General features: G+C 71.0%; 6 protein-coding genes and 1 pseudogene. 5 read left to right on the top strand and 2 right to left on the bottom strand.

All coding sequences use genetic code 11. The features are described from left to right. Positions 1-107 precede the first annotated feature (107 nt). Positions 108-611 carry an ATP-binding protein gene (locus tag ACQPZF_RS18895; RefSeq protein ID WP_433273374.1) on the top strand — a complete coding sequence of 168 codons (504 nt, stop codon included), beginning with the start codon at positions 108-110 and terminating at the stop codon, positions 609-611. A gap of 16 nt (positions 612-627) precedes the next feature. Here the strand turns inward: ACQPZF_RS18895 and ACQPZF_RS18890 are convergent, their stop codons facing one another. Next, positions 628-1,461 (bottom strand): EamA family transporter, encoded by an 834-nt coding sequence (locus ACQPZF_RS18890; RefSeq protein ID WP_433273372.1) that lies wholly within the window; start codon positions 1,459-1,461, stop codon positions 628-630. Positions 1,462-1,628: 167 nt separating this feature from the next. On the opposite strand from ACQPZF_RS18890, the gene ACQPZF_RS18885 reads away from it, so the two are divergent. Next, positions 1,629-2,246, top strand: a complete 618-nt coding sequence (locus ACQPZF_RS18885; protein ID WP_433273370.1) for a GTP pyrophosphokinase — start codon at positions 1,629-1,631, stop codon at positions 2,244-2,246. 108 nt (positions 2,247-2,354) lie between these two features. Here ACQPZF_RS18885 and ACQPZF_RS18880 read toward each other — a convergent pair. Next, a pseudogene (locus ACQPZF_RS18880) lies at positions 2,355-2,509 on the bottom strand (DUF1348 family protein); the annotation flags it as partial. Positions 2,510-2,602: 93 nt separating this feature from the next. Here ACQPZF_RS18880 and ACQPZF_RS18875 point away from each other — a divergent pair. The 3 genes from ACQPZF_RS18875 to ACQPZF_RS18865 all read left to right on the top strand — a co-directional run bounded on the left by ACQPZF_RS18875 (position 2,603) and on the right by ACQPZF_RS18865 (position 12,364). Next, on the top strand, positions 2,603-3,118 hold the full coding sequence (locus ACQPZF_RS18875) for a CGNR zinc finger domain-containing protein (protein WP_433273368.1): 516 nt from the start codon (positions 2,603-2,605) through the stop codon (positions 3,116-3,118). A 347-nt stretch (positions 3,119-3,465) separates the two neighbouring features. After that, positions 3,466-4,731, top strand: a complete 1,266-nt coding sequence (locus ACQPZF_RS18870) for a serine hydrolase domain-containing protein (protein WP_433273366.1) — start codon at positions 3,466-3,468, stop codon at positions 4,729-4,731. A 64-nt stretch (positions 4,732-4,795) separates the two neighbouring features. Next, positions 4,796-12,364: an amino acid adenylation domain-containing protein gene (locus tag ACQPZF_RS18865; protein ID WP_433274611.1), complete on the top strand. Its 7,569-nt coding sequence runs from the start codon at positions 4,796-4,798 to the stop codon at positions 12,362-12,364.

Here is a 12,364-nt window from a genome sequence, read left to right as displayed (position 1 = left end):
TCCGGACACGGTCCGCTCACAGGGTCTAGACCAGGTGGGTGACAGGGGCTGTACTCATGGCACCATCCTGCGCAGCACGCGCCGGATGCAGGCGAGGAGGGACCGGTGTGAACGCCCAGACCGAACAGGTCGACGACCTGCAACTCGTCGCGTTGCCCACCGCTGTCAACGTCGCGGACATGTTCGTGCGCTTCTCCCTGGGCGAGTGGCGGCTGCGCGCGATGCAGGAAGAGGCCTCGCACACCGCGCGCCGCCTGGTCGGGGCCGCCGTCGACGTCGCGGACCCGCGTGCTCCCGGTCTCCTGCTCGTCCGGCTGCGGTTGAGCGGCAGCCACCTGGTGGTCGAGGTCGAAGGTGTCCGGGTGGCGTTGCCGCCCGAGTTGGCCGGTGCGCGGGCGGGGCTGGTGGACCTGACCGCCGGCGGGCGGCTGGCGTGGTGCGAGATGGCGCTTCCCTCGGGGATGAACGCCTCCGCCGTGCCGCTGCCCCGGCGGGAACCGCGCCGCTCCCCCGCCGCCGAGAAGCTGGGTGACGAGCCGGACGTCGATCCCGAACTCATCCAGCGCATCCTGTACGGCCTGGGTGGCGCGAAGGAGCGGCGCCCCGACTGACGGGGCGCCGCCTGGTTCACCGCGCGAGTGCCACCAGCGCGAGCGCCAGCACACCCATGCCGCACCACGAGACCAGCGGCAGTCGTTCGTGCAGCACGAGCACGCCCAGCACCGCCGCCACAGCAGGCTCGGCGAGCGTCAGCGTGGTCGCCGCCGCCGCGCCGGTGTGCCGGAGGCCGCGTCCGAACAGCAGGTAAGCCAGGAACGTGGTGAACACCGACAGGTGCACCACGACCGCGATCCCCGGCCCGCTGATCCAGCCGACGCCGAGCACCAGCAGCACCGGCAGGGTGAGCACCGAAGCGCCGCCGAACACGGTGCCGACGACGGCCCGCGATGGGTGGCCCAGGCCGATCAGGTGCGCGCAGATCACCGAGTACGCCGCGTAGGACAGGCCCGCGACCAGGGCCAACGCCACGCCCACCAGGTCGACGTGCGCCTCCCCGCCGCCCAGGACGAGGATCGCGCAGCCCGCCACGGCGGTCAGGGTGGTCAGCGGGCGGGACTTGAGGCCCAGCACGATCGGCGCGGTGGCCAACGCCACGGTGGTGGCGACGGCCACACCTGTGCGTGCCACCGCCGGGTAGAAGGCCAGCGCGTACCCGGCGACGGTGAGCGCGCCCAGCGCGAGCAGCCGCCAGTCCGCGGTGTGCAGCACGTCGCGGGTGCCACGTGCGGTCAGGAACAGCAGGCAGCCGCCGACGACCAGGCCCGCCGCGCCCACCGCCGAGGCGGGTGCGGACGCGGGGGCCAGGGAGCTGACGGTGCCGGTGGTGCCCCACAGGAAGCACGCCGCCAGGATCGGCAGCGGACCGTGGGTGAGACGTGCATGTACCACTGGGGATGACACGGGTTCTCCGTTCGCGGGAAGGCCTGAGAGGTCGCGAACGGGCGCACGGCCGAGCCGGCGTGAGATGAGGTGCCGCGGGTGCGCCCGGTCAGGCGGCCGGCGGCGGGAGAACGACGTGCCAGTGGGTGTTCACGTCCGGCATCCTACCCGATCGGTACGCTGGGATCATGGACATCGGCGTCGCGGATGACCTGCTGCGGCGGTCCCTCGTGGTCTACAAGTTCGCGGTCGAGGAGCTCATGACGAAGCTCCGCATCCTCAGTGAGGAGTTCGACCTCGTGCATCGCCACGACCCCATCGAGCACGTCACGCACCGGGTGAAGCGGCCCGATGCGATCCTGGAGAAGTTGCGTCGCAAGGGGTTGCCGGCCGACCTGGCGCTGGCGGCGGAGCACCTGGACGACGTGGCCGGGGTGCGGGTCGTCTGCCCGTTCGTGTCCGATGTGTACCGGGTGCGGGACATGCTGGCGCGGCAGAGCGACGTGTCGATCCTGAAGACCAAGGACTACATCGCTGCTCCCAAGCCCAACGGGTACCGGAGTCTGCACCTGATCGTCCGGATCCCGGTGTTCCTGTCGGATCGGGTGGAGCACGTGAAGGTGGAGGTGCAGTTGCGCACCATCGCCATGGACTTCTGGGCCACGTTGGAGCACAAGCTGTTCTACAAGTACGACGATCAGGTGCCTGCCGGGTTCGTGGATGAGCTGACCAGCACTGCGGCCATCGCTGCCGAGTTGGACGCTCGGATGGAGTCGCTGCATCTCAAGGTTCAGCGGGATGATTGAGGCTGGGGTCGAAGATCGTTTGGGCGTCGCTTCCGGGTAGGGCCGGAGGCGTTCAAGCGTCCTCGCCGGGCGCGGGTCGGCGAGCGCGCTCGCCGCTGGGCCATCGGATCTGTTGCGCCACACCGAGTCCTCTGTGTACGCCGCGGCCACGCGCAGGGGTCGCGGGTCTTCCACGCGTCCTGCGCGGCCTTCACCTTCCGGCGGGCGGTGTCCTCGTTGAACGGGGTGTCAGGGGCATGGCGTGACTCCTTATAACGTTTGATCGTCTGGTGTGGCGTTGGAAGGTTCTCCTAACGGCTGCAAGTGCGTGTTAGCGTTAGACTGTGCTGCCCGGCGAGCCTCGGCCCGTCCGTCTGATGAACACGATCCGGGCGGACCGCTCCGGCTTGCACGACGACCTCGATGCGGTCGAAGGGCTGGCGGGGTGGCTCGGGTTTCCGGTTGACGACGGCGACCTCGCCGCGTTCCGGGCGCTGCGCCAAGCCCTCCGCGATCTGGCTGCCGTGCTCACCGACGACACCCGCGCCATCGCCGCCGGCCGTGATCTTGATCGCGCTGTCGCCGCTGTCAACGACGCGGTGCGGCGGGCGGTGGTGTGGCCGCAGATCGGCGTCGTCGACGGTGAGCTTCGGGGGCACGCTGTGACGGACGCCTCTCCGGCGGATCGGGTGCTCGCCGCCACGGCCACCGAAGCGGTCGAGTTGTTCACCGGGGCCGGCCGCCTGCTGCTGCGGGCCTGCCTCGCGCCGGGGTGCGTCCTGTACTTCGTGCAGGACCACCCGCGACGGGAATGGTGCTCGCCCGCGTGTGGCAACCGGGTCCGGGCTGCCCGGCACTACCGGCGGGTCACTTCGCGGCGCGTCGGCGACTAACCGGGCAAACGACGCCGACGGGCGGAGGTTACGGCCTCGCGAACATTCTTCAGAATTTCGATCTACTCCCAAGATATAGACTCTTACGAACATATTACCGGTTGACAGAATTTCATGCCAGGCGACTACGAATAGCCCTCACAAACGTCCCGCAATTACGGAACTGGCCAGTCCAAACCAGGCCATTCGAGTGAACCCCGGAGATCGCCTCTAGAACGCGTGGTTACGGCTGCACGAATCGGGGAATCTTTATTCCGCAGATGCTCCGTTTGGCGGTCGCGACGATCCCGGAACGGCCGTCAACGTTGGTTCGCAGCCAAATGGCTCATTCTTCGTAAGGACCTGTGATGGACACCGAACGCATCGCGCGACGATTAACCGGGCTCGTTCGCGACCACCTCGTGCCCGGCGCGCAGCTAGCCGTGCACCGGCCTGGCGAGGCGCTGTGGGCCACCGAGGTCGGTCTGCCCGCCGACGCTGCCGTCCCGATCGGCTCGATCACCAAGACCTTCACCGCGACCGTCGCCATGGCCCTGGTCTCCGACGGCGACCTCGACCTCGACACGCCCCTGCCCGACGTCGGCCGCCCGCTCACCCTGCGCCACCTGCTGAGCCACACCGGCGGTCTGCCGTCCGACCCGGACGACGTCCGCACCACCTCGCTGCGCCGCCACGCCCTCGAAGCGGGTCGCAACCTGGTGCCGCTGCACCGGCCCGGCGCGGGCTTCTCGTACTCCAACATCGGCTACGTCCTGATCGGCCACCTCATCGAGGTGGCCACCGGAATGTCCTGGTGGGAAGCCGTGGACGCGGTGTTGTTGCGGCCTCTGGGGCTCCGGCCGCACTTCACCGTCGGACCCGACACCGACCCCGGCGTCGTCGCCGGGCACGCCGTCAACGGGGCGCTGCGCCGGGTCGTGCCGGTGCACCAGTCGCTCGCCCTGGTGGACGCGCCGGCCGGGGCGCTGGCGGCCAGCGCCACCGATCTCGTCGCCTTCGGCCGGATGCTCGCGGGTGGGGCGCCGCGGATCGTGGACGCCGACGACCTCGCCCTGATGCGGCAGCCCGTCCGCCACGCCGAACCGTTCGGGATGGCCGACGGCTGGGGACTGGGGCTCGCGCTGTACGAGCGCGACGGCACGGCCTGGGTGGGGCACGACGGCACCGCCGACGGCACCTCGTGCCACCTGCGGATCAATCCCGACGACGGCACGGTGGTCGCGCTGACCACCAACGGCAGCAGCGGGTTCGCGTTGTGGCGGGACCTGGTGCCCGAATTGGCCGCCGCCGGGCTGCCGGTCGGCGATTACGACGGATTGACCGACCTGCGGGAGCCGATCGAGCCGCCGGCGGACTGCGCGGGCAGCTTCGTCAACGGCGACACCGAATATTCGGTGCAGCCCACGGAGCGGGAAGTGCTCAAGCTCACAGTGGACGGCGAGCCGTTCGCGGACCTGTCGTTGTTCGACGGTCTGGTGTTCGCCATGCGGGATTCCGACACCGGGGACACCAGCCAGACCGGTCGTTTCCTGCGGAACCCTCGCGATGGCGGGATCGAGTGGATCCAGATCGGCGGGAGGCTGGCCCGCAGGCAGGTCCCGGAAATGGTCTGAAAAATCACGTTTGAAGCATCCGTATCGCGGGTATAACGCCGCCCGCCCTACCCCTGGAAAGGCTCTGCTCGCGATGACGTCTGCCCAAAACCTGCCGAGATTGGTGGGTGCGCAGGTCGAACGCACACCCGACGCACCCGCGATCGTGTCCCCCGAGGGGGCCGTCACGTATCAGGAGCTGGCGGCGCGGGCCAACCGGCTCGCCCACCGGCTGATCGCCGAGGGCGCTCGCGCGGAACGGGTGGTGGCGGTCGCTTTGCCGCGCTCGGTGGACAACGTCGTCGCACGGCTCGCGGTGCTCAAGACCGGCGCGGCCTACCTGCCGGTGGACCCCGCCTACCCGGCGGAGCGGATCGCGTTCATGCTCGCCGACGCGCAGCCGCTGCTCGTGCTGGACGGGCCGCTGGACACCGCCGGCCGGCCGGACACCGATCCCGAGGTGGCGATCCACCCGGACTCGCCGGCGTACGTGATCTACACGTCCGGCTCGACCGGCAGGCCGAAGGGCGTCGTGGTGACGCACCGCGGGCTGCCCGCGTTCTCCGCCGCCGAGGTGGCGCACTTCGACGTCCGGCCGGGCGACCGGGTGCTCCAGTTCTCCTCCCCCAGCTTCGACGCCTCGGTGCTGGAGCTGTGCATGGCGCTGCCGGCGGGCGCGGCGCTGGTCGTGCCGCCCGAGGGGCCGCTGCTGGGCGACCAGCTAGCGGACGTGATCGACGACTTCGGGGTGACGCACGCGCTGATACCGCCGGTCGCGCTGGCCACCGTGCCGCACCGGCGGCTGGCCGGGTTCCGCACGCTCATCGTCGGCGGTGACGCCTGCTCGCCGGACCTCGTGGAGCAGTGGGCGCCGGGCCGTCGGATGATCAACGCCTACGGCCCGACCGAGTCGACGGTCGTCACGAGTTGGAGTTCGCCGCTGACGCCCGGCGGCCCTCCGCCGATCGGGCGGCCGATCCCCGGCACCGAGGTGCGGGTGCTGGACGACGCGCTGCGGGCGTCCGCCGAGGGCGAGCTGTACGTCACGGGTGTCGGCTTGGCCCGTGGCTACCTGGGGCGTCCCGGGTTGACGGCGGCGCGGTTCGTCGCCGATCCGTTCGGGCCGCCCGGCTCCCGGATGTACCGCACCGGCGACCTCGTGCGGGTTCGCGACGACGGCGAGCTGGAGTTCGTCGGCCGGGCCGACCACCAGGTGAAGATCCGCGGGTTCCGGGTGGAGCCCGGCGAGATCGAGGCGCTGCTGCGGGAGCACCCGGCGGTGCGGCAGGTCGTCGTGGTGGCGCGGGACGAGCCGAAGCGGCTGGTCGCGTACGTGGTGGGTGAGACGGCCGGGCTGCGCGAGCACCTGGCGGCCACGCTGCCCGACTACATGGTGCCGGCGGCGTTCGTGGCGTTGGACGCGTTCCCGTTGAGCCCCAACGGGAAGCTCGACCGTGCCGCGCTGCCCGCGCCGGTCGTCGGCGATGTGCCGGAGGACTTCGTCGCGCCGCGCACGGAGGACGAGCGCCTGGTCGCGCAGGTGTGGGCGGACATCCTCGGCGTCGCCCACGTCGGTGCGCACGACGACTTCTTCGCGCTGGGCGGCGACTCGATCCTGGCGGTGCGGGCGTTGGGACGGCTCGGAGGGCTGCCGGTGCGGGCGATGTTCGAGCACCGCACGGTCGCGGCGCTTGCCCGGGTGTTGCCGACGCGGACGCCGATTCCCCGCGTGCCGCGTGGTCAGGCCCTGCCGTTGTCCCCGGCGCAACGCCGGCTGTTCTCACTGGACGGCACCGCCGAGCAGAACACGGCCGTGGCGCTGCGGTTGACGGGGCCACTGGACGTGCCGAGGCTGGAGAAGGCGCTGAACGCCTTGGCGCAGCGGCACGACGCGCTCCGCACCACGTTCGACATCGTGGACGGCCGGCCGGTGCAGGTCGTCGCGGCGCACGGCGCGATCCCGCTGACGATGGGCGACGAGAGCGAGCTGTCGACGCCGTTCGACCTGCGGCACGGCCCGTTGACGCGGGCGGTGCTGAAGCCGCTCGGCCCCGATGAGCACGTGCTCGTGCTGGCGCAGCACCACATCGTGACCGACGGTTGGTCGGTCGGAGTGCTGCTGGACGAGTTGGCCGACCTGTACGCCGGGGTCGAGCCGCCCGCGCCGACCGCCCAGTACCCGGACTTCGCGGTGTGGGACGCGGCGCGCCCGCAGGGCGACATGGCCTACTGGAAGGAGAGACTTGCCGGGATCGAGGCGCTGGACGTGCCCACCGACCGGCCGCGGCCCGCGTTGCGCACGACGTCCGGCGCGGTGTTGCGGCGTCCGCTGTGCGCGGACCTGGTCGACCGGCTGGGTGGGGTCGGGCGCGCGCACGACGCCACCCTGTTCATGACCCTCACCGCCGCCGTGCAGGTGCTGCTGTCGGCACGCAGCCGACAGCGGGACATCGCGCTCGGCACGGTCACGTCCGGCCGGGACCACGCGGACCTGGAGCGGGCGGTCGGGTTCTTCGTGCGCACCCTGGTGTTGCGCTCGTGGGTCGACCCGGAACTGCCGTTCACCGGCTTCCTGGACCACGTCCGGGACACCGTGCTGGAGGCGTTCGCGCACGAGGACGTGCCGTTCGACCGGCTGGTGGCGGAGCTGAGCCCCGACCCCGACCCGAGCCGCACGCCGCTCGTGCAGGCCGTGGTCGCGTTGCACCAGCCTCTGTTGCACCGCAAGGACTTCGGCGGCTTGGCCGTGGCCGAGCACGACCTGCCGCGGCCGAACGCGCGGTTCGACCTGGTGGTGGAGTTCTGGCCGCGGGACGACTCGCTGACGCTGACCGTGGAGTACAACACCGACCTGTTCGACGCGTCGACCGTCGAGTCGCTGGCCGCGGACCTGGAAGCGTTGCTGCACAACGTCGCCGACGACCCCGACCGCCCGTTGCGGCGGCTGGTCGAGCTGGACTTCCCGCACGACGACACGGTCCGGGTACGTGGTCTGCGGGTGGACCTGGCGTCGGTGGAGGACGCTGTGCGGCGGCACCACGAAGTAGCCGACGCTGCGGTGGTGGCCACGGACCGGCGGCTGGTCGCCTACGTGACGCCGCCGGTGAGCCCCGCCGCGCTCGACGGGTTCCTGAGCCAGGTCCTGCCCGCGCACAGCGTGCCGACGACGTTCGTCGGGCTCGACCGGCTGGACCGGGACAACCTGCCCGCCCCGCCCGAGGAGCCCCGCGTCTACGTGGCTCCCCGCACACCCGTGGAAGCCGTGCTGGCGGATGTGTTCGCCGAAGTGCTGGGCGCGGCGCGAGTGGGTGTGCGGGACAACTTCTTCGCGTTGGGCGGCGACTCGATCCTGGGCATCCAGGTGGTCACGCGCGCCCGGCAGGCCGGGCTCGTGCTGACGTCGCGGGACATCTTCGCGCACCAGACGATCGCCGCTCTCGCGCCGCACGTGACGCGTGACCTGCCGCCGGACACCGACCAGGGCGAGGTCACCGGGGACGCGCCGCTCACCCCGATCCAGCGTTGGTTCCTCGGCACCGGTTCGACGTTGTTCGAGCAGTCGCTGGTGGTGGAGTTCGACGCCGACATCGACGGGGACGCGTTGCGGACCGCGGTGGACGGGTTGATCGCGCACCACGACGCGTTGCGGATGCGGTTCGAAGCCGACCGGCAGGTGAACGAGCCGATCGGGCACGGCGAACCGTTGCTGCGGGCGGAGGTGCTCGACGCGCGCTCCGTGCGGCTGGTCGCCCACCACCTCGTGGTGGACGGTGTGTCGTGGCGGATCCTGGCGGAGGACTTGATGACCGCCTACCGTCAGGCGACCAGGGGCACGAGTGTCCACATCGGACGCAAGACCACCTCGTTCCGCGACTGGGCGCGGAAGTTGCACGACCACACGGCGTCCGGGGGCTTCGACGGCGAACTCCCCTACTGGACGGCGGTCTCCGGTGACGGTATCCCGACCGACCGGCAAGGGCCGAACACCTTCGACACGGCACGTGAAGTGACCGTGCGGCTGGACGAGGCCGAAACCTCCGCGCTGTTGCGCGACGTGCCGGAGGTATACCGGACGCAGGTCAACGACGTGCTGCTGACGGCGTTGGGTCGGGTGCTGGCCGATTGGACGGGCCGCGACCGGGTGCTGGTCGACCTGGAGGGCCACGGCCGCGAGGAGCTGTTCGAGGACGTCGACCTGTCCCGCACGGTCGGCTGGTTCACCACGGTCTTCCCGGTGGCGCTGGACGTCCCGCGTGCGTGGGGCGAGGCGCTGAAGTCGGTGAAGGAGCAGCTACGCGCGATCCCCGGTCGCGGCATCGGCTACGGCGCGCTGCGCAACCTCGCGGACGGCCCGGCGTGCGATCCGGCGGTGAGCTTCAACTACCTGGGCCGGTTCACCGGTGACCAGCGGGATCTCGACCTCGCTGCCGACCCGGACATGCCGCGCCCGCACCTGATCGATGTCGTGGGCCGGGTGCAGGACGGGCGGCTGGAGTTCTCCTGGCACTACAGCGACGCCAACCACGACGAGTCGACGGTCACGCGCCTCGCCGGGGAGTTCGCGGCGGCGTTGCGCGCGATCATCGGGCACTGCGCGGAACCTGGTGCGGGCGGGCGGACGCCGTCGGACTTCCCGTTGGCACGGCTCACTCAGGAGCAGGTGGACCGCATCACGGGCGAGGACGCGTACCCGCTGACGCCGATGCAAGCGGGCATGGTGTTCCACGGCCTCGGCGAGCAGGGCGTCTACTTCCAGCAGACCACGTTCGTCGTGGACGGCGTGCCGGACTCGGAGGCGTTCGCGCGTTCCTGGCAGCGGGTGGTGGACCGGACGCCGGTGTTGCGCAGCTCCGTGCTGTGGGAGGACGTGCGCGATCCCTTGCAGGTGGTGCACGAGCACGCCGAGGTGCCGTTCACCTTCCTGGACTGGAGCGGCTTGGACGAGCCGACCCGGGCCGAGCGGCTGGACAGGCTGCTCTCCGCGGACCGGGCCGTGGGTATCGACCTCGCCGTGCCGCCGCTGATGCGGGTCGCGATCATCCGGCTGGCGCCGGAGACCGTGCGGGTGCTCTGGACGTTCCACCACGTGCTGCTGGACGGGTGGAGCGTGTTCCAGGTCCTGTCCGACGTGCTGGGCGAACCGGCCGAGCGGCGGCCGTTCCGGGACTACGTGGCGTGGCTCGCGGCGCAGGACGACGAAGCCGCCGAACGGCACTGGCGGCAGGTGCTCGGCACCTTCGACTCCCCCACGCCGCTGCCCGCCGACCGGCCCGCGCCCGGACCCGCCACCTCGTCCGCCCGGCACTCCGTCGAGCTGACCGAGGCCGAGTCCGATCGGCTGTACGAGTTCGCGCGCGACCACCGGGTGACGCCCAGCGCGATCGTGCAGGGCGCCTGGGCACTGCTGCTCGCCAGGTCCTCGGGGCACCGTGACGTGTGCTTCGGCGCGACGGTGTCCGGCCGTCCCGCCGACCTGCCGGGCGTGGACGCCATCACCGGCATCTTCATCAACACCCTGCCGGTGCGGGTCCAGGTCGACGGCGCCCGGCCGGTCGCCGAGTGGCTGCGCGAACTCCAGGCCGCGCAGGCGGAGTCCCGCCGGTTCGAGCACGTGCCGCTGACCCGTTTGCAGGCGTGGAGCGGCGTGCCGGGCGGCACCGGCCTGTTCGACAGCGCCGTGATCTTCGAGAACTACCCGGCGGAGCTGGCCGACGGGATGGGCCTGCGTGAGCTGGAGGCCGTCGAGGCGACCAGCTTCCCGTTGAGCGCCACCGTCTACCCGGCGGAACGGCTCGGCGTGCTGCTCGGCTACGAGCCCGCGATGTTCGACGCCGACACCGTCGACCGGCTCGGCGAGCGGCTGAAGGCCCTGCTGATCGGCCTGACCGCCGACCCCGACCGACCGTTGGCCCGGGTGCCGTGGCTGTCCGACGCCGAGCGCCGCCAGGTGCTGGTGGACTGGAACGGCGCCGGCGAGAGCGCACCCGCCACGACCATCCCGGAGCTGTTCGCCGCACAGGTTTCCCGCACTCCCGACCACATCGCGGTGACGTTCGCCAGCGACCGGGTGACCTACCGCGAGCTGGACGAACGCGCGAACCGCCTGGCGCACCACCTGATCGGGCTCGGCGCGGGACCGGAACGCCTGGTGGCGCTGCAACTCCCCCGTTCGGTCGAGCTGGTCGTCGGCGTGCTGGCCGTGCTGAAGGCGGGTGCGGCGTACCTGCCGATCGATCCGTCCTACCCGGCCGACCGGATCGCGGGCACCATTGCCGACGCCCGGCCCGTTGCGGTCCTGGACGGGCTGCCCGACGTGTCCTCCTACCCGGCCACCGCCCCCAACGTGACGATCGAGCCGGACAACGCGGCGTATGTGATCTACACGTCCGGGTCGACCGGCAAGCCGAAGGGTGTGGTGATCCCTCACGGCAACGTCGTGCGGCTGTTCTCGGCCACCGACCACTGGTTCGGGTTCGACGAGAATGATGTCTGGACGCTGTTCCACAGCTACGCCTTCGACTTCTCGGTATGGGAACTGTGGGGCCCGCTGCTGCACGGCGGACGGCTCGTGGTGGTGCCCTACGAGGTGTCCCGGTCACCACAGGACTTCGCCCGGCTGGTGCGCGACGAACGTGTGACGGTGCTCAACCAGACGCCGTCCGCCTTCTACCAGCTAGTGCCGGAGCAGCCCGACCCGCGCTACGTGATCTTCGGCGGCGAGGCCCTGGACCTGCACAAGGTCCGGGACTGGCGAGGCTCCGGCCGGCTGATCAACATGTACGGCATCACCGAGACCACCGTCCACGTCACTTACACGCCGGCGGACGGCAGCATCGGCGAGCCGATCCCCGACCTCCGGGTCTACGTGCTGGACGACGACCTCGAACCGGTGCCGCCCGGCGTGCCCGGCGAGATGTACGTGGCGGGGCCGGGCCTCGCGCGGGGCTATCTGGGTCGACCGGGTCTGACCGCTTCCCGGTTCGTCGCAAACCCTTACGGCACAGTGGGTTCTCGCATGTACCGGACGGGTGACCTGGGCAAATGGCTCGACGGGCGGTTGCACTACCTGGGTCGGGCGGACCACCAGGTGAAGATCCGCGGGTTCCGGATCGAACTCGGTGAGATCGAAGCCGTGCTCGGTGCGCATCCTGCGGTCGCCCAGGTCGTTGTGCTGGAGCAGGACCAGCGTCTGGTGGCGTACTACGTCCCGAACGGGGCCGCGCAGGTTTCGGAACTGCGTGGTCACGCATCGGCCGTGTTGCCGGAGCACATGGTTCCGTCGGCGTTCGTGGCACTGGACCGACTGCCACTCAACGCCAACGGCAAGTTGGACCGCGTCGCGCTCCCCGCGCCCGAGCGCGACGCGGTCACCTCCGCCGAGTACATCTCCCCGCGCACGGAGACCGAAGAGGCGATCGCGGCCATCTGGGCCGAAGAGCTGGACGTCGACCGGGTCGGTGTGGAGGACAGCTTCTTCGCGCTGGGCGGCGATTCGATCCGCAGCCTGCGCATCACGTCCCGGACGAAGGCGACGTTCGACGTCGACCTCTCGCCGCGGGACGTGCTGACCGCCCGCACGGTGTCCTCCCTCGCCGATCTGGTGGAGAACCTCGTGCTGGCCGACCTCGAAGCCCTCGCCGACCGGGAAGCGTGA

Source organism: Actinosynnema sp. CS-041913 (assembly GCF_050942485.1).
Taxonomy (GTDB): Bacteria; Actinomycetota; Actinomycetes; order Mycobacteriales; family Pseudonocardiaceae; genus Actinosynnema.
This window is presented reverse-complemented; position numbering and strand designations above follow the sequence as displayed.

Excerpts from the sequence above, each read along its gene's own strand:
- ACQPZF_RS18885 (WP_433273370.1), top strand. The coding sequence starts at position 1,629 with ATGGACATCGGCGTCGCGGATGACCTGCTGCGGCGGTCCCTCGTGGTC.
- ACQPZF_RS18870 (WP_433273366.1), top strand. The coding sequence starts at position 3,466 with ATGGACACCGAACGCATCGCGCGACGATTAACCGGGCTCGTTCGCGAC.
- ACQPZF_RS18875 (WP_433273368.1), top strand. The coding sequence starts at position 2,603 with ATGAACACGATCCGGGCGGACCGCTCCGGCTTGCACGACGACCTCGAT.